Here is a 23,163-nt window from a genome sequence, read left to right on the forward strand (position 1 = left end):
TCAGGTCCGGCCGAGCACCGCCGAGATCAATGCCGCCCGGTCGAGCGAAAAGCCGCTGTCGATCCAGCGGCTCTCGGCAAGGCGCAATCCCTCGCCGACCTTCGGCCCCGGGGCGACCCCGGCCTTCGTCAGGTCGCCGCCCGAGACCGGGAGCCTTGGAACATCGAGTGCCGTCACCGCCTCCAGCAGCGCGCGAAGGCCCGCATCCTCCGCGGCCAGTCCCGCCTCGGCGGCGGCCAGCAGCACGCCGTCGCACGCTGCCTCGCGGCCATGGCGATAGAGCAGCTCCAGCGCGGCAAGACGCACCGCCTCGGGCTCCGCAGACCCGAGCTTTTCTCGCGCCATGTCGGCCGCAAGACGGGCCGCCTTCATCCGCCGCCGCTCGGCATTGGACAGCCGCAGCCGGTCGGCGAGCGCGTCCAGCTCCGCCTCGCCCCCCTCGCTGAGGGCAGCGAGCGCCAGCGCCGGCTCGCGCGTGTTGGCGCCAAGCCCATCGAGTGCCCGCAAGCCCCTGAACGGGGCGAGCCCGCCATGCGGCACCAAGACCTGCGGCATGATGCCGGCATCCGCCATCGCCTCCAGCGTCGCGACCGCGCCGCGCGCGCCGACGAGCTTGCGCATCTCTGCGCCGATCCGCTCGGCCGAAAGCCCCGCAAGACCGTCCTTCAGCCGGGCAACCGCGGCCAGCCCTTCGGCGTCCGGTGCACCCTCGCCGTACTGGGCGTGGAAGCGGAAAAAGCGCAGGATGCGCAGGTAATCCTCGCGGACGCGCCGGTCTGCCTCGCCGATGAAGCGCACCCGCCGTGCGGCAAGATCGGGCAGCCCGCCGACCGGATCGAACAGCGTGCCGTCGCGTGCTGCATAGAGCGCGTTCATGGTGAAGTCGCGCCGCTCGGCATCGTGCTGCCAGTTGCGGCCGAAGCGCACGGTCGCGTGCCGTCCATGCGTCTCCACGTCCTCGCGCAGGGTGGTCACCTCGAACGGACGCCCGCCGCTGACCACCGTCACCGTGCCGTGGTCGACGCCGGTCGGCACCGCCTTCAGCCCGGCCGCCTCGACCCGCCGGATGACGGTGGCCGGCTCGGCCGTGGTGGCGATGTCGATGTCGCTGACGGGAACGCCGAGCAGCGTGTTGCGCACCGCGCCGCCGACCACCCGTGCCGTATCGCCCTCCTGCTCGAGCGCGTCGAACACGGCCTGCAGGGCGGGCTCGCCCAGCCAGTCGGCCTTGATCGGATCGTCCATGCGCCCCTCCCGGCGACTGCTGCCGGTTATTCGTAGCGGCCGGGGATGAACTGCCCGTCGCGCATTTCCGCCGGGCGGTAGGTCATGCCGTCCGGCAGGCCGCCGGCCATGGTCAGCATCACCAGTCCGCCGATGACCAGCAGGCCGCCGGCGATGACCAGCCACAGCATCGGTCCGTTGCGCCAGTTCTCGGAGGTCTGCGCCTTCTTGTTGATGAACAGCCAGATCGCAAAGCCGATGAAGGGCAGCGAAAACAGCAGGAGCTGGGTGAGAATGATACGCAGCATCAGCGGCACACCGTGTCGTAGAGGAGACGGAGGATACCGGCGGTAACCCCCCAGATGTACCGCTCGCCATAGGGCATGGCGTAGAAATAGCGGGGCTTTCCGGCGAAGATCCGGGACTGCCGGCGATGGTTGACGTCGTTCATCAGGAAGCGCAGCGGGACCTCGAAGATCTCCGCCACCTCGTCCGGATTGGCGCGGATCGGCGCCTTGGGCGACACCAGGCCCAGCACCGGCGCGACCCGGTATCCCGAGCCGGTGAGATAGGTCGGCAGCACGCCGACGGGCTGCACCGCGCGCGGCGCAAGGCCGATTTCCTCGTTCGCCTCGCGCAGGGCCGCGTCGATGGGCCCGTTGTCTTCCGGGTCGATCTTACCTCCGGGTAGCGAGATCTGCCCCGCATGGCTGGTCAGGTGATCGGTGCGCTGGGTGAGGATGATCGAGGCGCCGGCCGGCCTGTCCACCACCGGGATCAGCACGGCCGCATCGCGCGGCGGGCGCTTGGCAAAGGCGAACGGCCCCATGTCCGGGTTGAGGATGTGGTCGCCGACCTCGTCCATCGCGGCCAGCGCAAGGCGCAGCCGCGCCTGCTCGACGAAGGCCTCGGCGCTGTCCAGCACGGCCGCCATTTCCGGCGACATGGCCGGCGCCGTCCGCGCCTCGCGATCGCTGTCCCCGCGATCCGTCTCGATCTCCAGGCTCACCCTGCCCCGCCCGTTTCCGTATCCGTTTCGTCGGCTGCAACCGCCGCGAAGAAGACGCCGCCGCTCCATACGCCGAGCATGGCGCGCCCTTCCACTTCGTGTTCCTCGAAAAGCTCGGCCAGCTGATAGAGCAGCGGCCGCGCGAGCAGCGCATCCAGCCGCCCGCGTACCCTGATATAGGGTTTCAGGCCGTCGGTGCCAGCTTCACGTTCGAAGCGAAGGGGATGGTCGGCATCCGCGTCCACCACATCGCCGACATTGGTGCGCAGGGTCAGCCGCTGCTCGCGCCCCTCGCCCTGCGCATGCATTTCCACCGCGATGAACGGCGCATCCTCGACGGTGATGCCCACCCGCTCGACCGGCGTCACCAGATAGTGCCGGCCGTCCTCGTCGCGCCGAAGCACCGAGGCGAACAACCGCACCAGGGCCTCGCGCCCGATGGGTGAGCCCATGTAGTACCAGCGGCCGTCGCTGGCGATCCGCATGTCGATGTCGCCGCAGAAGGGCGGGTTCCAGCGCTCGACCGGCGGCGTGCCGCGTGTCTTGCCGGCGCGGGCGACGAGATCGGCCAGTCCGGCGGGCATCTTGCTGGTGTCCTCCGTCTGCCTTTGCGTCATCCCTGTCGCATCTCCCATTGTCGCTGCCATCATTTGGCCCATACCCTATCATGACATGGGTTACCATCGCCGGATGGCAGACTGAGTCCCGGGCCGTTTCCCGCCGAAGACTGCAACGGGCAGACGGCCGATGGCAACCGCGGGCCGACCTTGGCAGATCGAGCGATGTCGCAGCTGCCGCGTGATCAGGAGGTAAGAATCGACCATGAGCGCCGTCACTTCACCGGAAGTTGATCACGAGCAGGTTGCCCGCGATGCGGAAGCGGCGATGGACAAGATCACCGCCGCCCGCACCGAGATCGCCCGCATCATCTTCGGTCAGGAGAGCGTGGTCGAACGCGCGCTGGTGACCCTGCTGGCCGGCGGCCACGGCCTGCTGGTCGGCGTGCCGGGCCTTGCCAAGACCAAGCTGGTGGAAACGCTCGGCACCGTGCTCGGGCTCGATGCCCGGCGCATCCAGTTCACGCCGGACCTGATGCCCTCTGACATTCTCGGCGCCGAGGTGATGGACCAGGGCCGCGACGGCAGCCGCGCCTTCCGCTTCATCAAGGGGCCGATCTTCTCGCAGGTCCTGATGGCCGACGAGATCAACCGCGCCAGCCCGCGCACCCAGTCGGCCCTGCTGCAGGCGATGCAGGAATATCATGTCACCGTCGCCGGCCAGAGCTACGACCTGCCGCGCCCCTTCCATGTGCTCGCGACCCAGAACCCGCTGGAGCAGGAAGGCACCTATCCCCTGCCCGAGGCGCAGCTCGACCGCTTCCTGATGCAGATCGACGTGCATTATCCCGACCGCGAGGCGGAACGGCGCATCCTCATGGAGACGACCGGCGCGCAGGACGCCAAGGCGACCGCCGTCATGTCGGCGGAGGATCTCGTCGCCTGCCAGCAGCTGGTGCGCCGCATGCCGGTCGGCGAGAGCGTCGTCGAGGCAATCCTCGAACTCGTCCGTTCCGCCCGTCCCGGCGAGAGCGACGACGAGATCACCAGCCAGATCGCCTGGGGCCCGGGCCCGCGCGCCAGCCAGGCATTGATGCTCACCGTACGCGCCCGCGCACTGGTCGACGGCCGCCTCGCCCCATCGGTGGACGACGTGCTGGCGCTGGCCGAGCCGATCCTGCAGCACCGCATGGCGCTGACCTTCGGCGCGCGCGCCGACGGCCAGACCATCCGCGGGGTGATCGGCCGCATCAAGAGCCGGATCGGGTAACGGCGCATGAGCGGCCTCGGGCGTTTCTCGCTCTCCTCGTCAGGCTCCGCGTCGCAGGACGATGAACAGGGAGCCGCCTGGCCGCAGGTCGTGGCCGGCGCGCGCTCGCTCGCCGAAGCCCTGCCCGACCTCCTGGTCGAGGCCCGCCAGGTCGCCATGACCATCAATGCCGGCTGGCACGGCCGCCGCCGCTCCGGCACCGGCGAGAATTTCTGGCAGTTCCGCCCCTTCATCGCCGGCGAGCCGGTACGCCGCATCGACTGGCGCCGCTCCGCGCGCGACGATCATCTCTATGTGCGCGAGCGCGAGTGGGAGGCCGCGCACACCGTCTGGCTCTGGGCGGATCTCTCGCCCTCCATGGGCTTTCGCTCGCATCTGTCGCAGACGCTGAAGCGCGACCGCGCCCTCGTGCTGCTGCTGGCGCTGGCCGACCTTCTCGCCGACACCGGAGAGCGCATCGGCCTGCCCGGTTTGCGACGGCCGGCCGCCGACCGTCACGCGGCCGAGCGTATCGCCGATGCGCTGGGGCATCTCGCCGACCCGGTCAGCCTGCCGCCGACGGAAGACATCCGGCGCTTTTCGGAAGTCGTTCTGATCGGCGACCTGCTCGACCCGGTCGAGGAAACGCTTTCCTGGATGCGCAAGGTCGCCGCCACCGGTGCCCGCGCCCATGTGGTGATGGTCCTCGATCCCATCGAGGAGACCTTCCCCTTCACCGGCCGCACCGAGTTCCGCGATCCCGAGACCGGCTTCAAGCTGACCAGCGGCAAGGCCGAGCAGTGGCGCCGCGCCTATCGCGACCGGCTGGAGGCACACCGGCAGGCCCTGTCGGATGCCGCCCGCCGCGCCGGCTGGACCTTCGTCGTCCACCATACCGACCGTCCGGCGTCGGAGCCGATGCTGGTCCTGCACAGCCGCCTCAGCGGCATACCGCTGAACGGATCGGGAGGCGCCGGCCGATGACCTCCTTCCTGCCCCTCGGCTTCACCGCGCCGCTGGTGCTCGCCGCCCTGCTGCTGCTGCCGGTGATCTGGTGGCTGCTGCGGCTGATCCCGCCGAGCCCGCGCCGCGTCGCCTTTCCGCCCGCCCGCCTTCTCGCCGATATCGACAAGCGTGAGGAGACGCCGGACAACAGCCCGTGGTGGCTGACCCTTCTGCGCCTGCTGCTCGCAGCCGCGATCATCCTCGCCCTTGCCGGGCCAATCTGGCGCCCGCTCGCCGATGCGCCCGCCGGCTCCGGTCCCCTGTGGATCGTCCTCGACAACGGCTGGGCCTCCTCCTCGGGCTGGGAAACCCGCCGCCGCACGGCCGAGCGCCTCGCCGAGACCGCCGCCGACACCGGCCGACCGGTCCTGCTCGCGGCAACCGCGGAAGGCGCCGACCAGCCGCTCGTTCCCCAGAACGCCCGCCTCGCGCTGGAGCGTCTGCGCGTGCTCGAGCCGCGCTCCTGGCCGACCAATCGGGGCGAGCTGACCATCGGCCTGCGCAAGGCCGCGCAGGAGACCCGCCCCGGCTCCATAGTCTGGCTGGCCGAGGATGCGGCGACGGCCGGCACCCCGCGCTTCGTCGAGGACCTGCGCACCCTTGCCGGCGACAGCGAGCTGACCGTCATGACCGGGCTCGGCCGCCCCGCCGTCCTGGCCGATGCCCGCAACGACATCGAGGCGCTGACCGTCTCCCTGCTCGCCGATGCGCCCTCCTCCGAGCCGCGCACCATCCGCGCGCTCGACATGCGCGGCCTCACCCTCGGCGAGGCCGACGCCACCTTTGAAGACGACGGGGTGACGGGCGCTGCCCGGTTCGACTTCCCCGTCGAGCTGCGCAACGATGTCGCCCGGCTGGAGCTGGTCGGCGAGGACAGCGCCGCCGGCGTGCAGCTTCTCGACGACCGCTGGCAGCGCCGCACCGTCGGCCTCGTCTCCGGCGCCTCCGCCGATCAGGCACAGCCGCTGCTGTCGCCGCTCTATTATCTGGAGCGCGCGCTCTCGCCCTTCGCCGAGTTGCGCCGCCCGCGCGAGGAGAACCTCGCCGAAGCCCTGCCGGACCTCATCGAGCAGGGCGTCTCCGTCATCGTGCTGGCCGATGTCGGCCGCCTGCCGGAAGGCGCGCTGGAGGCCGTCGCCGCCTGGGTCGACCAGGGCGGCGTGCTCGTCCGCTTCGCCGGCCCGCGCATGGCCGGCGGCACCGACGATCTGGTGCCCTCGCCCCTGCGTGCCGGCGACCGCACGCTGGGCGGCAGCCTGTCCTGGGAGCAGCCGCAGCCGCTGGCCAGCTTTGCGGACACTTCCCCCTTCGCCCGCCTCGACGTGCCGGCCGACGTCACCGTCAACCGGCAGGTGCTGGCCGAGCCCGGCCCCGACCTTGCCGACCGCACCTGGGCTTCGCTGGCCGACGGCACGCCGCTGGTCACCGCCTCGCCGCGCGGACGCGGCACGCTGGTCCTCTTCCATGTCACCGCCGACACCGGCTGGTCGAACCTGCCGATCTCCGGCACCTTCGTCTCGATGCTGCGGCGGATCGTGGCACTCTCCTCCACCTCCGGTGCTCGCGGAGACGGTGCCGGCACGGCTGCGGCCTCCGGCACCGTGCAGGAGCCGGCCGAGGTGCTGCTGCCGCCTGTGCGCGTGCTCGACGGGCGCGGCCGTCTCGGCCCGCCGCCGGCCTCCGCCCTGCCCGTCTCGGCCCGCCAGGGCGAGGTCGAGGCGAGCCGCCGCCATCCGCCGGGCCTTTACGGCAGCGACGACGCATTCCGCGCCATCAACCTCTTCACCTCTCTCGATCAGGTCATGCCGCTCGATCTTGCCCCGATCGAGGGCGCTGCGACACTCGCGCGCTATCCCACCACGGAGGCGACGGACCTGCGCCCGCTGCTCTTCATTGCCGCACTGCTTCTGCTCTTCGCCGATGCCATCGCGATGATGTGGCTGCGCGGCGATGCGCAAGGGCTGCGCAGCCGCCTGTCCCGCGGGGCCGCCGTGCTGCTTCTCGCCGGCCTTGCCTCAGCGCTCGTCCAGCCGCAGACGGCACGGGCTCAGGACACGTCAGACGATCTCGCCGCACTCGAAGCGACGCTCGACACCCGCCTTGCCTATGTGCTCACCGGCCAACCGGACCGCGACGCCACCAGCCGCCAGGGCCTGCTCGGCCTCACCCGCTACATCTCCACCCGCACGGCGCTGGAGCCGGAGGCGCCGGTCGGCGTCGACATTGCGACCGACGAGCTCGCCTTCTACCCCGTGCTCTACTGGCCAATCTCCGAGACGACGCCGGTGCCCTCGCCCGAGGCGCTGGCGCGCATCGACACCTATATGCGCAACGGCGGCACCATCCTGTTCGACACTGCCGACCAGCTTTCGGCCGGGATTTCCGGCTTCGGCACCTCGCCGGCGGTGCTGCGCCTGCGCCAGGTGCTCGACGGGCTCGACATCCCGCCGCTGGAGCCGGTGCCCGCCGACCACGTCCTGACCAAGGCCTTCTACCTGCTGGAGACCTTCCCCGGCCGCTATGCGGACGGGCCGCTCTGGGTCGAGGCGACGGAAACCCAGTCCGCTGGCGACCGCCCCGTGCGCGCCGGCGACGGCGTCTCCCCGCTCCTGATCACCGGCAACGACTTTGCCGCCGCCTGGGCCGTGGACGAGGCCGGCAACCCGCTGTTTCCCACCGTTCCGAACGATGCCATGCAGCGCGAATATGCCTATCGCTCCGGCGTCAACATCGTCATGTACGCCCTGACCGGCAACTACAAGGCCGACCAGGTGCATGTTCCGGCGCTGCTGGAACGGCTCGGCCAATAGGAGCGCACCTGTGATCTGGTCCCTCTCCTTCGCCCCTCTCGTGCCGCTCTGGGCGCTCATCGCCGCCGCCGTGGTGGCCTTGCTGCTCGTCGTCGGCGCGCTGGTGCTGCGCCTGCCGGCCTGGCCCCTGCGGGCGCTCGCCATGGCGCTGCTGCTTCTCGCGCTGACCGGCCCTGCGCTCGAACGGGAGGACCGCGAGCCGCTCTCCAGCGTCGTCTCCGTCATCGTCGACGAGAGCCAGAGCCAGCGCCTTGCCGACCGCACCAGCGCCGCCGCCGAAGCCCTGACCGCCCTGGAACAGCGCTTCGCCGGCCTGCCCGGCTACGAGGTGCGGGTGACGCGCGCCGGCCGCGGCGACGGCGCCACCGCCGATGGCACCGCCCTCTTCTCCGCGCTCGCCGACAGCCTGTCCGACGTGCCGCCGGATCGCATCGGCGGCGCCGTGATGATCACGGACGGCCAGGTGCACGACATTCCCGCCCGTGCCGCCGACCTTGGCTTCAACGCGCCGCTGCATGCGCTGATCACCGGCCGCGAGGACGAGATCGACCGCCGCCTTGCCATCGCCCGCGCCCCGAAGTTCGCGCTGGTCGGCTCCGAGCAGATCGTGACGCTGCAGCTTCAGGATCGCGGCGTGACCGCATCGGGCGGCCGCGTGCCCATCGTCATCCGCCGCGACGGCGAGATCGTCTCGCAGCAGATGGCCCAGCCCGGCGCCAGCATCGACATTCCCGTCACCATCGCCCATGGCGGCAACAACATCTTCGAGTTCTCCGCCGAAGTGCTGGAGGGCGAACTCACCGACGTCAACAACCGCGTCGTCGTCACCATCGAGGGCATCCGCGAGAACCTGCGCGTCCTGCTGGTCTCCGGCAGCCCGCATGCGGGCGAGCGCACCTGGCGCAACCTTCTGAAGTCCGACGCCTCCGTCGACCTCGTCCACTTCACCATCCTGCGCCCGCCCGACAAGCAGGACGGCACGCCGATCAACCAGCTCTCGCTGATCGCCTTCCCGACGCGCGAGCTGTTCTCGGTGAAGATCGACGAGTTCGACCTGATCATCTTCGACCGCTACGAGCGGCGCGGCGTGCTGCCGCTGCTCTATTTCGACAACATCGCCCGCTATGTGCGCGAGGGCGGCGCCGTGCTCGTCGCCGGCGGTCCCGACTACGCGGAAGGCGGCAGCATCTACCGCACGCCGCTCTCGCCGGTCCTGCCGGCAGAGCCCAGCGGCATGATCTACGAGGAGCCGTTCCGCGCCGGCATTTCCGAGGTCGGCAACCGCCACCCGGTGACACGCGCCCTGCCCGGCTCCAACTCCGAGCCGCCGGCTTGGAGCCGCTGGTTCCGTCTGGTCGATGCCACCATCCGCAACGGCGAAACGCTGATGACGGGCGCCGAGGACAAGCCGCTGCTGGTGCTCAGCCGCGAGGGCGAGGGCCGCGTCGCTGTGCTGCTGTCGGATCACGTCTGGCTGTGGGCGCGCGGGTACGAGGGCGGCGGCCCGCATGTCGCTCTGCTGCGCCGTCTCGCCCACTGGCTGATGAAGGAACCGGACCTTGAGGAGGAGGCCCTGCGTCTCACCTCGCGCGGGGCGGAGGTCGTCGCCGAGCGCCAGACCATCGGCGAAACCGTCGGCGACATGACGCTGACCCTGCCGGGCGGCGAGACGCGCAACCTCACCCCGACCGAGGTCTCGCCCGGCCTGTGGCGCGCCACGGCACCGGCTCCCGATCTCGGCCTTTATTCCGTCGACGACGGCACCCGCAAGGCGCTGGTCCATGTCGGCCCGCCGAACCCGCGCGAGTTCACCGACGTGCTGTCGACGGTGGAAACGCTTGCGCCCATCGCCGGTGAAACCGCCGGCAGCGTCCGCCGCCTCGCCGGTGCGGACGACCGCATCGTCGTGCCCCGGGTGGTGCCGATGCGCCGGGCGACCAGCTTTGCCGGCGACGGCTGGATCGGCTTCCGCACCACGGAAGCCAGCATCCTGCGCGGCATCGACCGCTATCCCCTGTTCCAGGGTCTGCTCGGTCTCGCCCTGCTGCTCGGCGGCGTGTCGTTTCTTTGGTATCGCGAGGGGCGCTGACGCGCGCTCCCTCGCAGGGCCTGTGCCATCGCGTGAGGCGTAAAACAGCGCTATTTGGCGTGAAGGCGCCTCAGGCCGCGACCGCGTCGCGGCCGCCGCGCACCTTGCCATGCGGCATGTCGCTGCCCGGCACCAGATTGGCAACCAGCAGCCGCGCCGGATCGACCGGCCCCGGCAGGGTAATCCGCCCCATCGGCACTGGCGCGAAGCCGAGCGGCCCGTAATAGGGCGCATCGCCGACCAGCAGCACGCTCTTTTCGCCCAGCGCCTGCGCCGTCTTCAGCGCCTGGTTGACCAGCAGCCGGCCCAGCCCCCGGTTCTTGAAGGCCGGCGCCACCGCCAGCGGGCCGAGCAGCTGCGAGGGCGCATCGCCGATGGTGATCGGCGTCAGCCAGACCGAGCCGGCGAATACGTCGCCGCTCATCCCCACGAAGCTCAGCCGACGGTCGTGCTCGATCCCCTCGCGCAGACGGAAGGCCGTCTTGGCGAAGCGGCCCGGGCCGAAGGCTTCGGCCTGCAGGTCGAGGATGGCGGGAAGGTCGGAAGGCAGTTCGTTCCGGATAAGCCAGGACAGTGCGAGCATGGGTCGAATCTCGGTGATCGGTACGGTCAGGCGGAAACTTGTGCCCTCGATCCGCTCCGCCGGTTCATCCCCAACGCTCTAGCCGGATCTCAAGGCACACGTGTGACGACGCGCGAGGGCTGGCCTCGTCGCAAGTCTCGTCGTCGCTGCCGTTCGATCCTGGTCATCGCGTCCTGCTCTTGCCGCATGCCTCTCGCATGCGTCGCAACCGGTATCGGTCCGGCCCGTTTTCCGCAATCGGAAAGGGTGCCTTGACCGGATGGCGTCGGTATCATGCAATGCCCGGGGCGTAAAGCGCTTTTGCGCCCCGCCGGCATCGTTCACTCACCGTGAATGGTCCATTCGCGCGGTTGAAGCCGCGCGCCATGGTCCCATCTCCTGTCGTGAACGACAACGACACGGAAAAGGGAACGCGACATGGGCATGCTGGTGGACGGAGTGTGGAAGGACGTCTGGTACGATACCAGCTCGACCGGCGGGCGGTTCGAGCGCAAGGAATCCTCCTTCCGCAGCTGGGTTACCCGCGACGGCACCCCCGGCCCCAGCGGCGACGGCGGGTTCGCGGCCGAAAGCGGTCGCTATCACCTGATGGTCTCCTTCGCCTGTCCCTGGGCGCATCGCACGCTGATCTTCCGCAAGCTCAAGGGCCTGGAGGACAAGATCTCGCTCTCCGCCGTCCAGCCGCTGATGCTGGAAAACGGCTGGACGTTCGCCAAGCCCGAACCCGAGACCGGCGCCGAGGCCGCCTGGCAGGTCTATGTGAAGGCCGATCCCGACTATACCGGCCGCGCCACCGTACCGATCCTCTGGGACCGCAAGACGCAGACCATCGTCTCGAACGAATCGGCGGAGATCATCCGCATGTTCAATTCCGCCTTCGACGACCTGCCCGGCGTCGACAGCGGGCTGGACTTCTTCCCTGAAGACCTGCGGACGGAGATCGAGGAGGTCAACGCCCGCGTCTATGACGAGGTCAACAACGGCGTCTACAAGGCCGGCTTCGCCACCACGCAGGAGGCCTACGAGGAGGCGGTGACGACCCTGTTCACCGCGCTCGACTGGCTGGAGGAGCGCCTGTCGCGCCAACGCTATCTCGTCGGCGGCCGGCTGACGGAGGCCGATTGGCGGCTGTTCACCACGCTGCTGCGCTTCGACCCGGTCTATGTCGGCCACTTCAAGTGCAACATCCGCCGCATTGCCGACTATCCGGCGCTGTCCGGCTACTTGCGCGAACTCTACCAGCACCCGGGCGTCGCCGATACGTGCGACTTCGCCACCATCAAGCAGCACTATTACGGCTCGCACGACACCATCAACCCGACCGGCATCGTGCCGCTCGGCCCGGTGCTGGACCTCGATCGCCCGCATGGCCGCGACGCCCTGCCGAAGGGCTGAGCTCCTACCAGAGCGGTGACGGCGGGCTTTCTCCGGAAAGCTCCGCAATGCGCCTCAGCGTCGCCGGGCTGGTGTCCGGCGGCAGCGCACCCGGCGCGAAGAACCCGGCCTCCCGGATCTCGCGATTGGGCGCCAGCGCCCCCTCCGGCACCTCCGTCACCGCCACCCGGTAGAGCGCGACATGGTCGCGGATGTGATTGCGCCGGTTGTGGTAGACGGCGAAAAGCACCGGCTCGCCGCCGATCACGCCGGTCTCCTCGCGCAGCTCGCGCAGCGCCGCCTCGGCCAGCGTCTCGCCCGCATCCACCGCCCCGCCCGGCAGGTACCAGCCGGCCAGATAGGTGTGCCGCACAAGCAGCAAGCGCCCCTCCGCGTCGGTGGCGGCAACCCGCACGCCGAGCGTCATCGCCCGCTGGTAGCGGGTGGCGGAGAGCGCCAGCCGTCTCAGCGCCTTCATGCCCGGCAGGCTTCGCTTCATCGCGTCCGCGTCCCTTCGTTGTCTCTCCGAGCCCATTCCGGCGCGCGAAACCGCAAGCTTTGCTTAACCCACCATGCGCGCCCTGCATGGGAGCACTGCCCGAATCGCGCTTGTTCGCACCAGCGATTCCGCCAATTGTGCCACCGCAGCCGAAGGAGCGGCACCCGGACATCAGCTCGCAACCGAGAGCGCCGGGACGAAGCCCGTCTCCAAGCTGTCTTCTCGAAGGAGAGAATCATGTTGTCGGCCCTGTTCCCGGCCTTCGCCCGTCGTCGCTATGTGTGGCGCCCGGCGGTCGACCTGACCAACCCGCGCATCGCCGCGGTGCTGACCACGTTCAGCAGCAACTGACAGGACGCTCGGCAGGTCGCGCATCGCGCCGCCGCGGAGCCTTTGTGAGCACCGTCCGCATGGGACGGATGGAAGCGCCCGGACCCTCCGAGGCGCTTTTTGCTTGACCGCTCCCCCTCCAGATCCTGATGTGGGCGCATGTTTCACCTCGCCCATCTTTCGGACCCGCATCTGGGTCCCATGCCCGATGCCAGCTTCCGCGACCTCGTTTCCAAACGTGTGATCGGCTACGTCAACTGGCATCGCTCCCGCGCCCGCTCGATGACCGCCAGCTGGCTCGACCTGTTGCTCGACGACCTCAAAGCCCAGTCACCGGACCACGTCACGGTCACCGGCGATCTGGTCAACATCGCCCTCGATGTGGAAATCTCCGCCGCCCGCCATTGGCTCGACGATCTCGGCCTGCCCGACGACCTCACGGTGGTGCCCGGCAATCACGATGCCTATGTGCCCGGCGCCCTGCGCCGCGCGGTGCATGCGTGGGGCCCGTACATGACCGGCGACCTGCCGCTGCAGGACGGTTTTCCGTTCGTCCGCCGCCGCGGCAACGTCGCCCTTGTCGGCGCATCGAGCGCCCGGGCCAGCGGCCCGTGGTTCGCCACCGGCCGGCTCGGCAGCGGCCAGTCCCGCCGCCTGCGCGATCATCTCGGCCGCCTCGGCGAGGAAGGCGCGTTCCGCGTCCTGCTGATCCACCATCCCCCGCAAAGCGGCGCCACCTCTTGGAACAAGCGGCTGACGGATGCCTCGCGCGTGCGCGCTGCCGTCAAGCGTGCCGGCTGCGAGCTGGTGCTGCACGGCCATACGCATCTGGCGACCCGGACCGAAATCGAGGGCCCGAACGGCCCCGTTCCGGTCATCGGCGTGCCGTCCGCCTCCAACGGTCCGGGCCGCAAGCGCCCGGCCGCCCGCTACAATCTCTTCTCGATTTCCGGAGAACCCGGCAATTGGCACTGCGAGATGGAAGAGCGCGGCCTGCCCGCCTCCGCCGGCCGCGACGACCCGGCCAAGGTCGAGTTCATCGCCCGGCACACGCTGAAGATCCCCGGCTGACGCGCATGCGCGTCCCGGGCACCGGCCGTGCGCCGGAGGCTCTCGCTTCGAAGAAGCGTCAGTTCAGCGGATTGGCGAACCAGGCATAGCCGATCAGCGCGGCAACGCCGACCAGGATGCCGATGGCGAAGGCCGCGAACGGTCCCCACAGGCCCCGCACCGTCGGCACGGTGGTAACTGGTGCGGCCGGCTGCGGCTGCTGCACGGCGGCCTCGGGCTGCGTCGTGCGCGGCGGCTCTTTCAGCCGCTTGTTCAGCCAGTCGCCCTCGACCGCGCGCTCGCGCTCCAGCACCCGCTCGGCGATGTATTCGGTAATGCAGTCGGCCATGTCGTCGAGCTCGGGCGTCTCGAGGATGACCGTGCGGCCGAGCCTGGTGTCCTTGACGAAGCGGTAGGTGCGCTTGTCGCGGCCCATCGCCACGTGGCTGGTGATGTCGATCCACAGCCGCGGCAGGTTGCCCGGCACGATCTGGAAGGAGAACTGGTCGTCGTCCTCCGGCACTTCCTTGAAGACGTCCTGCAGCTCCTCGGCGAGGAGTTCCAGACGGGCCCGCTCCGATTCCTGCAACTCCACCACCACGTCGGTGCGCTCGACTTCGGCGAACTTGACCTTGCGGATGGCCTCCCGAAGGCTGCGCACCTTGGCATGCGGTACGACATTGTCACGCGGTCTGGTCATGCATCATTCCGATTCGAGCGAGGTAAACGAACCCTTAATTAAATTTGTACCATAGACTCGCATTAACCGCAGCATCGTGGGCAGTCGTTCGCGAGTCGTCCACGGACAAACAACGACTTATAGTTAACGGAGATTAAGACTTCTCCATGGCAATCAGCAGTACAGACCGCGTCCGCCAAGCCGCCGCGGACGCCGGCCTCACCATCGAGATCCGCGAGATGCCGTCCTCCACCCGCACGGCGGAAGATGCGGCAAACGCCTGCGGCTGCTCCGTCTCCGAGATCTGCAAGTCCCTCGTCTTCCTCGGCAAGACCAGCGGCGAGATCGTCCTGCTGCTGGTCAGCGGTTCGAACCGGGTCGATGAAGCCGCCGTCGCGCAGCGCCTCGGCGAGGAGCTCGGCCGGGCCGACGGGCGCACCGTGCGCGAGCGCACCGGCTTTGCCATCGGCGGCGTCGCCCCGATCGGGCATCTCGCCCCGGTCAAGGTCTATCTCGACGAGGACCTTACCCGATTCGAAGGGATCTGGGCTGCCGCAGGCGCGCCCAATGCGGTGTTTGCCACAACTGCGAGCGATCTTCTCAAGGCGACCGGCGCCACCGTCATCCGCATGACGCCCTGAATGACGCCCTGACCGGGGCGTCACAGCGCCTCGCCCGCCGCCTCGCCCGCCCCCTCACTCGCTCTCGATCACCGGCACATGGCCTGCCGCCTCGCGCGGCAGCACGCCGGCAAGGCGCGGGTCGTCGGCGATCTCGATGGCCCGCTTGTAGGGCGTGAAGCCGCTCGCCCGGTAAAAGCCCAGCGCCTGCGGGCTGTCGGCGGTGCAGGTATGCACGAACAGCCGCTTCGTCTGCGGCCGCGACCAGACCCGCGACAGCGCCTCGTTCATCAGCCAGCGCCCGGCGCCGTTGCCGATTTCCTCCGCCACCAGACCGAAATAGGCCAGCTCCACATTGGCGGGATCGCCGAAGTCCAGCTCCAGCAGGCCGACCGGCTCCCCGCCCCGGCCCTTGCGGCAGAAATAGACCTCGTGCCCGGGCCGCGTCAGATCGGCGACGAGATCCGCATCGCTCCCGGTCAGCCGCCCGAACCACAGCCACTCGTCGCCGATGCGGCGGAACAGGGCGCGGTACTCCGTCGGATCGGGGTGCTCGATCCGCTCCAGCGACAGATCCGGCCGCTCGGCCCGGCGCGCCAGCGGGCGGGCATGCATCTCCAGATAGGTGACGATGGTCGCGACCTTGCCGGCCGGCAGGTCGGTATAGCCCGACAGGTCAACTGTGATCGACGACGTCATTCTCGCTCCTTGCACGATGCGATGCGGCACGGCTTGAGGTAATCCGTCCCGCCCCGGCGATCAAGCACCCGCGTTGGCGCGGGGCACCGCCTTGCGCTAGGCTCCCTTGCGAAAGCGCCGCCCGCCAAAGGAGCCTCGATGAGACAGGTCACCCTCGCCGCCCTGCAGATGGCCTGCAGCCCCGACCGGCAGGACAATCTCGCCCGCATGGAGAGCCTGATCCGCAAGGCGGCGGCCGACGGCGCCCAGATCGTGCTGCCACAGGAGCTGTTCGAGACCCCTTATTTCTGCCAGGACGAGGCGCCCGACCTGCTGCTGCACGCGGAACCCGCCGACGGCCACCCGGCGATCACGCGCATGCAGGCGCTGGCCGCCGAGCTCGGCATCGTCATTCCGGTCAGCTTCTACGAGCTCGCCGGCCAGGCCCGCTTCAACTCCATCGCCATCGTCGATGCGGACGGCACCAACCTCGGCATCTACCGCAAGAGCCACATCCCGCAGGGCTCGGGCTATCAGGAGAAGTATTACTTCTCTCCCGGCGACACCGGCTTTCGCGTCTGGTCCACCCGCTTCGGGCGCATCGGCGTCGGCATCTGCTGGGACCAGTGGTTCCCGGAGACGGCCCGCGCCATGGCGCTGATGGGCGCCGAAATGCTGTTCTTCCCCACCGCCATCGGCTCGGAGCTGCTCGATCCGCAGTGGGACTCCGCCGCCCACTGGCAGCGCGTCATGCAGGGCCATGCCGGCGCCAACCTGATGCCGCTGGTCGCCTCCAACCGCATCGGCACCGAACCGGGCCGCAGCGGCACCGAGCTCACCTTCTACGGCTCCTCCTTCATTGCCAATGCCACCGGCGCCAAGGTCGCGGAGGCCGACCGCACCTCCGAGAGCATCCTGCTGCACACGTTCGATCTCGACGCGCTCGCCGCCTTGCGCGCCTCATGGGGCGTCTTCCGCGACCGGAGGCCGGAGCTTTACGGCCCCCTCGCCAGCCTCGACGGCGCCACACCCAGGACGTCCCGCGCATGAGCGCGCCGCTCGCCTCCCTGCCGGCCGCCGACGGCTTCCGCATGCCCGGCGAGTTCGCGCCCCATTCCGGCTGCTGGATGGCCTGGCCGGAGCGGCCCGACAACTGGCGCGAGGGCGCCGGCCCCGCCCGCCGCGCCTTCGCCGCGATTGCCGCCGCGATCCATGCCAGCGATCCGGTCACCGTGACAGTCTCCTCGGCGCAGGCTCGCGAGAGCGCGCAGGCCCTGCTGCCCGCCGGCATCCGCATTCTCGATATTCCCTCGAACGATTGCTGGATGCGCGACATCGGGCCGACCTTCCTCACCGGTCCGGGCGGCAGGATCCGCGCCGTCGACTGGCGCTTCAACGCCTGGGGCGGCGAGGTGAACGGCCTTTACGCCCCCTTCGACCTGGACGATGCCATGGCCGCGCGTATTGCCGAGGTGGAAGGGGTCGAGCGCTACCGCGCTCCCTTGGTGCTGGAGGGCGGCGCGATCCATGTCGATGGCGAAGGCACCGTCTTCACCACCGCCGAATGCCTGCTGTCGGCGGGCCGAAATCCGCAGATGACCAGGGCCGAAATCGAACAGGGGCTGAAGGACTGGCTCGGCGCCACCACCGTCGTCTGGCTGCCGCGCGGCGTCCATCTCGACGAAACCGACGGCCATGTCGACAACCTGCTGCATGTCTGCGCGCCCGGCACCGTTGCCCTCACCTGGACGGAGGACAAGGGCGACCCGCAATACGAACGCTCGGCCGAGGCGCTGGAGCATCTTTCCGCCTGCCGCGATGCGCGCGGTCGCCCCTTGCGCATCGTCCGCCTGCCGATGCCCGGCCCGCTCCACATGAGCGCGGAGGAAGCGGCCGGCATCGCCGCCGGCGACAACGGCATGGCCCGCAGTGCCGGCGAGCGGCTCGCCGGCAGCTACGCCAATTTCTACATCGCCAACACGCGCGTGGTGTTTCCCCTGCTCGACGAGCGGACCGACGCTGAGGCCGCCGCCATCCTCGCGGAGCTGTTTCCGGGGCGCGAGATCGTCGGCGTGCCGGGGCGCGAGGTGCTGCTCGGCGGCGGCAACATCCACTGCATCACCCAGCAGGTCCCGGCCTGACGGCCGGGCCGCGCGCTCGCGGGGTCGCATTCCGCAACAACATGCCGTCACGGCAGAATTCTTGCTAAGACTTTGTTAACCGGATTGCGGCGAGACTGGTTCCGAACATCTCGCACTCGCACAGGCTCAGGGAGCTCATTCCACCGCCATGCCTCTCATCGGAAAATCTTTTGGCGGCGGCTATGGCAGCACCAAGAAGGTGTCCGGCTATCAGCAGATCCAGCAGTGGAAGGCCAAGCAGAAGGCCCATTCCCAGAAGTTCCTGAATCAGCAGGCGGTGGCGAGCAACGTCTTTGCCGTCGGGGTCAGCGAAACCCAGACCGCCACCGAGATGCTGTTCAACAACGTCGCGGCGCGCGTGAAAAAGGCCGCCCAGGCCAAGCTCGCCGAGCAGAACGAGGGCATCGACAAGGCCATCGAAAGCCTGGACCTCGCCAAGTCCGACATCAATTCGGACAGCAAGACCGACGAGAAGAAGACCGAAGGCGTCGACGTCACGGTCTGACCGCCCGGTCCTCCACCCCTGATCGCGTTTTTGGCGCTCCGCTTGCGGGGCGCTTTTTCGTTACACCGATCCGACCGTCTTCAGCCTTGCGCGCGGGTGCACCTCGTTCTGGCTCATCACCGTCGTGTGGGCACGGAACCGCTCGACGATGGAGCGCACGAAGGGCCGCGTCTGCGGCGAGGTCAGCAGCACCGGCACCTCGCCCAGCTGCGCCGCCTGCTCGAACGCATCGCGCACCAGGCGGACGAATTCCTGCAGCTTCGACGGCGCCATGGCCAGCGAGCGCTCGTCGCCGTCGCCGACGATGGACTCGATGAAGGCCTGCTCCCACTGCGGCGACAGGGCGATCAGCGGCAGGTAGCCGCCCGGCGCCTGGTTCGACGCGGTGATCTGGCGCGCCAGCCGCGAGCGCACGTGCTCGGCGATGGTGGCCGGGTTGCGGGTGAAGCCCGTCGCCTCGGCGATGCCTTCCAGGATCGTGCCGAGATCGCGGATCGAGATTCGCTCGGCCAGCAGCGCCTGCAGCACGCGCTGGATGCCGGAGACAGTGATCAGCGAGGGCACGATGTCCTCCACCAGCTTCGCCTGCTCGCCGGGGATTTCCTTCAGCAGCTTCTGCACGTCCGCATAGGTCAGCAGCTCGGAGACATTGCCGCGGATCGTCTCGGTCAGGTGCGTCGCCAGCACCGTCGCCGGATCGACGACCGTGTAGCCGCGCAGCGCCGCATCCTCGCGATACTGCCCCTCCACCCAGGTCGCCGGCAGGCCGAAGGTCGGCTCCGTCGTGTGGGTGCCCGGCAGCTTCACCTGGTTGCCGCTCGGATCCATGACCATGTAGTGGTTCGGATAGAGCTGGCCGCTGCCGGCCGGCACTTCCTTGACCTTGATGACGTAGTCGTTGGCGCCCAGCTGGATGTTGTCGAGGATGCGCACCGGCGGCATAAGGATGCCGAGATCGGAGGCCAGCTGGCGGCGCAGCGCCTTGATCTGCTCGGTCAGCTGGTCGCCTTCCGCGCTCTGGTTGATCAGGGCCAGCAGCGCATAGCCGAGCTCGATGCGCAGCTCGTCCATCTTCAGCGAATCCGTCACCGGCGGCTCGCTCGGCTTCGGCGGCTCGGCCGCCGCCACCTCGGCGATGCGCACCTGTTCGGCCGCCACCTTCTGCGTCCTGCCCGAGCGATAGGCGAGATAGCCGGCAAGACCGGCAAGACCGAGGAACGGGATCATCGGGATGCCCGGCAGCATCGCCAGCGTCACCATGACGAAGGACGACATGCCGAGCGCCTTGGGATAGCCCGAGAGCTGCTGGCCTAGCGCCTTGTCGGCCGAACCGGCGACGCCCGCCTTCGACACCAGCAGGCCGGCCGCAGTCGAGACGATCAGCGCCGGGATCTGCGAGACGAGGCCGTCGCCCACCGTCAGCAGCGTGTAGGACGCCGCCGCCTGGGAGAAGCTCAGCTCCATCTGCGCGACGCCGATGATGATGCCGCCGATCACGTTGATGAAGGTGATCAGCAGGCCGGCGATGGCATCGCCCCGGACGAATTTCGAGGCACCGTCCATGGCGCCGAAGAACGAGCTCTCGTCCTCCAGCTCGCGGCGACGCTGGCGCGCCGTCGTCTCGTCGATGAGGCCGGCCGAAAGGTCCGCGTCGATGGCCATCTGCTTGCCGGGCATCGCGTCGAGGGTGAAGCGCGCCGCCACTTCCGCGATACGGCCCGAACCCTTGGTGATGACCACGAAGTTCACGATCACCAGGATCGCGAAGACGATGATGCCGATGACGAAATTGCCGCCCATCACGAAGTTGCCGAAGGCCTGGATGACCTCGCCGGCCGCATCCGTGCCTTCATGGCCGTTGGCCAGGATCAGGCGGGTGGAGGCAAGGTTCAGCGCCAGCCGCAACATGGTCGCGATCAGCAGCACGGTCGGGAAGGACGAGAACTCCAGCGGCTTCTGGATGAACAGGCCGGTCATCAGGATCAGGACGGAGAAGATGATCGAGATGGCCAGGAACAGGTCGAGCATCATCGCCGGCATCGGCAGGATGAGCACCACCAGGATGACCATGACGCCGAGAGCCAGCGCGATGTCGCCGCGCCGGATCGTGTCCCAGATCGCGGCAAGGCTCAGCCCGCCGAGCGCGGGACGGAACCCGCCGCCCCCGCCGGAGCCGCCCGGCGCCGGTGCCTGGGCCGGAACCCGGGCGCCGCCGCTCTCGCCTGCCGTCACATCGCTCATGCCACGTCCTTCGTCACACCCTGCGGCCCGTGCGGGCCGTCAACCGAACCATCCGTCCGCCGCCCTCAGGCGACGGCGATCCGCGCCTCGCCCGGACCGGGTACGTTGACCCCTTCGTCGGTATACTGATTCAGCTTGTTGCGCAGCGTGCGAATGGAGATCCCGAGGATCTTTGCCGCATGGGTGCGGTTGCCGAGGCAATGGTCGAGCGTGTCGAGGATAAGATCCCGCTCCACGTCGGCGACCGTGCGCCCGACAAGGGCCCGGCTGACCGCCTCCGCCGTCGCCGCGACATCGGCGGCGAGCCGCGCGTCGGCGCTGCGGCCCGGGGCGATCGGGCTGCCGTCCGGCATGCGGATCGCGTCGACGTCGATCTCCTCGCCCATCGCCAGCAGGACCGCGCGGTGCATGGTGTTTTCCAGCTCGCGCACGTTGCCCGGCCAGGGATTGGCCAGCAGCATCCGCCGCGCCTCTTCCGAGATCGGCCGCCGGCGCACGCCGTTCTCGCGGGCATAGCGCTCGACGAAATGCGAGGCCAGCTCGACGATGTCCGTCGGCCGCTCGCGCAGCGGCGGCAGCTTCAGGTTCACGACGTTGAGGCGGTAGAGCAGGTCCTCGCGGAACGTGCCGGCACGGACCGCCTCGGCAAGGTCGCGGTTGGACGTGGCGATGATGCGGATGTCGACGGGCACCGGCTTGCCGCCGCCGACCCGGTCGATCACCCGCTCCTGGATCGCACGCAGCAGCTTCGCCTGCAGCCGCACGTCCATCTCCGAAATCTCGTCCAGCAGCAGCGTGCCGCCGTTGGCTTCCTCGAACTTGCCGATACGCCGGGCGATGGCGCCGGTGAAGGCGCCCTTCTCATGGCCGAACAGCTCCGATTCCAGCAGCTGCTCGGGGATCGCCGCGCAGTTGATGGAAATGAACGGACGGTTGGCGCGGGACGAGCGGGCATGCACGTAGCGGGAGATCACCTCCTTGCCCGAGCCGCTTTCGCCGGTCACCAGCACCGAGGCGTCGGACGGGGCGATCTGCTCGGCCAGGCGCACCACGGAGGCCATCGCCGCATCGCGGTAGATGATGCTCGACTGGTCGCGCGCCACCGCCGCCAGCACCGCGGCGATCATCTCCGGATCCGGCGGCAGCGGGATGTATTCCTTGGCACCGGCCCGGATCGCGCCGACCGCCGCCGTCGCGTCCGTCTTCACGCCGCAGGCGACCACCGGCAGATGGAAGCGTTCGCCCTCCAGCCGCTCGATCAGGTCGGCGATGTCCAGCCCGACATCGGCCATCACCAGGTCGGCGCCGCGCCCGGCGCGCAGCACCTTCAGCATCTCCTCGATCGTCGCCGCATGGGTGACGGAGGCGCCGCGGTCCATGGCGATCTTCGAGGCGGTGATCAGCTGGCCTTCCAGCGTGCCGACGATCAACAGTCGCATGGGTCTTCTCCTTCCGATCAGCGATCGGACTTGATGATTTCCGTCATGGTCACGCCGAGCTTGTCCTCGACGAGGACAACCTCGCCGCGTGCCACCAGACGGTCATTCACATAGATGTCGATGGCCTCGCCGACCTTGCGGTCGAGCTTCAGCACCGTGCCCGGCGCCAGCCGCAGCAGTTCGGACACATGCATGCGCGAGTGTCCGAGCACGGCCGAGATCTGCACCGGAACGTCGAACACCGCCTCCAGATCGGCGGCGCTGCGGGCCTGCGTATAGTCACGCTCGCCTTCGCGGGGAGCGCCTTGCGCTTCCATGTCGGTGAGCTGGAAGCCGGTTTCCTGCACTTCGTTGGTATCGCTCATCCGTCACTCCGCTCCTCGGCGGTCTCCTGGTTGAGGGACGCTTTGTGCCCCTTGCCGGCGCGCCGGCCCTCGAAATAACGCTTGGCGGCCTGATCGACCTGCCGCTCGATCGCCTTGCGGTCGCGCACGATGCCGCCGTCCGCCCATTCGATGCGGCAGTCGCCGGCGGCGATGTCCGGCTCGCCGAGCAGCACCAGCCGCCCGTCGAAGCCCTTTTCCGCGACCAGCGGGTCGAGCCGCGGCTTCAGCTCGGCCAGGTCGCTGTCGCGCACGCGGATCACCAGATGCGGCGCCCGCCGCAGCGGCCCCAGGCATTCGGAGATCAGCGCGATGATCTCGCCGAGCGGCTCGCGGGCGATCAGGTGGGCGCAGATCCGCCGCGCCACCAGAAAAGCCAGCGCCACCGCATCCTTCTCGTGCCGGGCCTGCTCGACGTCGAGCTGGCCGATCAGCGCCGAGACCGATTCCGCCAGGCGCGCCGCCTCGTCGGCGAGGCGGCCTTCCTCGCTCGTCTGCTGCTCGCCGAGCGCCTCGACGCGCCCGCGCTGGAACGCCGCCTGCTCGGCGATGGCCAGCAGCGCCTTGTGCTCGGCCAGCGTGATCGTCGGCTCCACCGGCTCGACGATCTCCTCGACCTCTTCCACCTCGGGAAGCTCGACGGCCGCGAAATTGCGGTCGAAGAGGAAACGGTGGACCTTCATGTGCGTGCTCGCCAT

General features: G+C 69.3%; 22 protein-coding genes. 10 read left to right on the forward strand and 12 right to left on the reverse strand.

The window, feature by feature from the left end; translation table 11 throughout:
* The 4 genes from BBX35_RS07645 to BBX35_RS07660 form a co-directional block, all read right to left on the reverse strand.
* The gene (locus BBX35_RS07645; RefSeq protein WP_067217803.1) at positions 1-1,245 is read right to left on the reverse strand and encodes a CCA tRNA nucleotidyltransferase; all 1,245 of its coding nucleotides are present in this window, start codon (positions 1,243-1,245) and stop codon (positions 1-3) included.
* 26 nt (positions 1,246-1,271) lie between these two features.
* Positions 1,272-1,532: a DUF6111 family protein gene (locus BBX35_RS07650; protein ID WP_083206127.1), complete on the reverse strand. Its 261-nt coding sequence runs from the start codon at positions 1,530-1,532 to the stop codon at positions 1,272-1,274.
* Entirely contained in the window at positions 1,532-2,158 is a 627-nt protein-coding gene (locus BBX35_RS07655; RefSeq protein ID WP_067218392.1) for a CoA pyrophosphatase, read from the reverse strand. The genes BBX35_RS07650 and BBX35_RS07655 overlap by 1 nt, the downstream gene beginning before the upstream one ends.
* A gap of 71 nt (positions 2,159-2,229) precedes the next feature.
* Positions 2,230-2,850, reverse strand: a complete 621-nt coding sequence (locus tag BBX35_RS07660; RefSeq protein ID WP_067217805.1) for a DUF1285 domain-containing protein — start codon at positions 2,848-2,850, stop codon at positions 2,230-2,232.
* Between the two features lie 205 nt (positions 2,851-3,055).
* Here BBX35_RS07660 and BBX35_RS07665 point away from each other — a divergent pair, with 205 nt between their 5' ends.
* Genes BBX35_RS07665 through BBX35_RS07680 form a run of 4 tightly spaced genes read left to right on the forward strand, consistent with a single transcriptional unit; the run spans position 3,056 to position 9,943 of the window.
* Complete coding sequence (locus BBX35_RS07665; RefSeq protein ID WP_067217808.1) at positions 3,056-4,060, forward strand: AAA family ATPase; 1,005 nt, start codon at positions 3,056-3,058, stop codon at positions 4,058-4,060.
* Between the two features lie 6 nt (positions 4,061-4,066).
* Positions 4,067-5,023 carry a DUF58 domain-containing protein gene (locus tag BBX35_RS07670; protein ID WP_083206078.1) on the forward strand — a complete coding sequence of 319 codons (957 nt, stop codon included), beginning with the start codon at positions 4,067-4,069 and terminating at the stop codon, positions 5,021-5,023.
* Complete coding sequence (locus BBX35_RS07675) at positions 5,020-7,854, forward strand: DUF4159 domain-containing protein (RefSeq protein WP_067217811.1); 2,835 nt, start codon at positions 5,020-5,022, stop codon at positions 7,852-7,854. Before BBX35_RS07670 ends, BBX35_RS07675 begins: the two co-directional genes overlap by 4 nt.
* 10 nt (positions 7,855-7,864) lie before the next feature.
* Complete coding sequence (locus tag BBX35_RS07680; RefSeq protein ID WP_067217812.1) at positions 7,865-9,943, forward strand: hypothetical protein; 2,079 nt, start codon at positions 7,865-7,867, stop codon at positions 9,941-9,943.
* A gap of 70 nt (positions 9,944-10,013) precedes the next feature.
* On the opposite strand, the gene BBX35_RS07685 is transcribed toward BBX35_RS07680, so the two are convergent.
* Positions 10,014-10,526 (reverse strand): GNAT family N-acetyltransferase, encoded by a 513-nt coding sequence (locus BBX35_RS07685; protein WP_067217815.1) that lies wholly within the window; start codon positions 10,524-10,526, stop codon positions 10,014-10,016.
* A gap of 417 nt (positions 10,527-10,943) precedes the next feature.
* On the opposite strand from BBX35_RS07685, the gene BBX35_RS07690 reads away from it, so the two are divergent.
* Positions 10,944-11,921, forward strand: coding sequence for a glutathione S-transferase family protein (locus BBX35_RS07690; protein WP_067217817.1), 978 nt, complete (start codon positions 10,944-10,946; stop codon positions 11,919-11,921).
* Between the two features lie 4 nt (positions 11,922-11,925).
* On the opposite strand, the gene BBX35_RS07695 is transcribed toward BBX35_RS07690, so the two are convergent.
* A complete protein-coding gene (locus BBX35_RS07695) occupies positions 11,926-12,399 on the reverse strand; it encodes an NUDIX domain-containing protein (protein ID WP_244271577.1) in 474 nt (157 codons plus the stop codon).
* A 489-nt stretch (positions 12,400-12,888) separates the two neighbouring features.
* Here BBX35_RS07695 and BBX35_RS07700 point away from each other — a divergent pair, with 489 nt between their 5' ends.
* Complete coding sequence (locus tag BBX35_RS07700; RefSeq protein WP_067217819.1) at positions 12,889-13,800, forward strand: metallophosphoesterase family protein; 912 nt, start codon at positions 12,889-12,891, stop codon at positions 13,798-13,800.
* A 58-nt stretch (positions 13,801-13,858) separates the two neighbouring features.
* On the opposite strand, the gene BBX35_RS07705 is transcribed toward BBX35_RS07700, so the two are convergent.
* The gene (locus BBX35_RS07705; protein ID WP_067217821.1) at positions 13,859-14,479 is read right to left on the reverse strand and encodes a hypothetical protein; all 621 of its coding nucleotides are present in this window, start codon (positions 14,477-14,479) and stop codon (positions 13,859-13,861) included.
* A 146-nt stretch (positions 14,480-14,625) separates the two neighbouring features.
* Here BBX35_RS07705 and BBX35_RS07710 point away from each other — a divergent pair, with 146 nt between their 5' ends.
* On the forward strand, positions 14,626-15,099 hold the full coding sequence (locus BBX35_RS07710; protein ID WP_067217823.1) for a YbaK/EbsC family protein: 474 nt from the start codon (positions 14,626-14,628) through the stop codon (positions 15,097-15,099).
* Positions 15,100-15,153: 54 nt separating this feature from the next.
* Here the strand turns inward: BBX35_RS07710 and BBX35_RS07715 are convergent, their stop codons facing one another.
* Positions 15,154-15,777 carry a GNAT family N-acetyltransferase gene (locus tag BBX35_RS07715; protein ID WP_067217826.1) on the reverse strand — a complete coding sequence of 208 codons (624 nt, stop codon included), beginning with the start codon at positions 15,775-15,777 and terminating at the stop codon, positions 15,154-15,156.
* A gap of 138 nt (positions 15,778-15,915) precedes the next feature.
* Between BBX35_RS07715 and aguB the strand changes: the two genes are divergently transcribed.
* The 3 genes from aguB (at position 15,916) to BBX35_RS07730 (ending at position 18,402) form a co-directional block, all read left to right on the forward strand.
* A complete protein-coding gene (gene aguB, locus BBX35_RS07720) occupies positions 15,916-16,806 on the forward strand; it encodes an N-carbamoylputrescine amidase (protein WP_067217828.1) in 891 nt (296 codons plus the stop codon).
* Positions 16,803-17,897: an agmatine deiminase gene (gene aguA / locus BBX35_RS07725; protein ID WP_067217830.1), complete on the forward strand. Its 1,095-nt coding sequence runs from the start codon at positions 16,803-16,805 to the stop codon at positions 17,895-17,897. The genes aguB and aguA overlap by 4 nt, the downstream gene beginning before the upstream one ends.
* A gap of 148 nt (positions 17,898-18,045) precedes the next feature.
* Entirely contained in the window at positions 18,046-18,402 is a 357-nt protein-coding gene (locus BBX35_RS07730) for a hypothetical protein (RefSeq protein ID WP_067217832.1), read from the forward strand.
* Between the two features lie 60 nt (positions 18,403-18,462).
* Here BBX35_RS07730 and flhA read toward each other — a convergent pair whose 3' ends face one another.
* The 4 genes from flhA to BBX35_RS07750 all read right to left on the reverse strand — a co-directional run bounded on the left by flhA (position 18,463) and on the right by BBX35_RS07750 (position 23,163).
* On the reverse strand, positions 18,463-20,643 hold the full coding sequence (gene flhA / locus BBX35_RS07735; RefSeq protein ID WP_083206079.1) for a flagellar biosynthesis protein FlhA: 2,181 nt from the start codon (positions 20,641-20,643) through the stop codon (positions 18,463-18,465).
* 65 nt (positions 20,644-20,708) lie between these two features.
* Positions 20,709-22,082, reverse strand: coding sequence for a sigma-54-dependent transcriptional regulator FlbD (gene flbD, locus BBX35_RS07740; protein WP_067217835.1), 1,374 nt, complete (start codon positions 22,080-22,082; stop codon positions 20,709-20,711).
* Positions 22,083-22,099: 17 nt separating this feature from the next.
* Positions 22,100-22,399 carry a flagellar motor switch protein FliN gene (gene fliN / locus BBX35_RS07745; protein ID WP_410176271.1) on the reverse strand — a complete coding sequence of 100 codons (300 nt, stop codon included), beginning with the start codon at positions 22,397-22,399 and terminating at the stop codon, positions 22,100-22,102.
* 44 nt (positions 22,400-22,443) lie between these two features.
* Positions 22,444-23,163, reverse strand: coding sequence for a FliH/SctL family protein (locus tag BBX35_RS07750; protein WP_208979773.1), 720 nt, complete (start codon positions 23,161-23,163; stop codon positions 22,444-22,446).

Source organism: Stappia indica (assembly GCF_001696535.1).
Lineage (GTDB): Bacteria > Pseudomonadota > Alphaproteobacteria > Rhizobiales > Stappiaceae > Stappia > Stappia indica.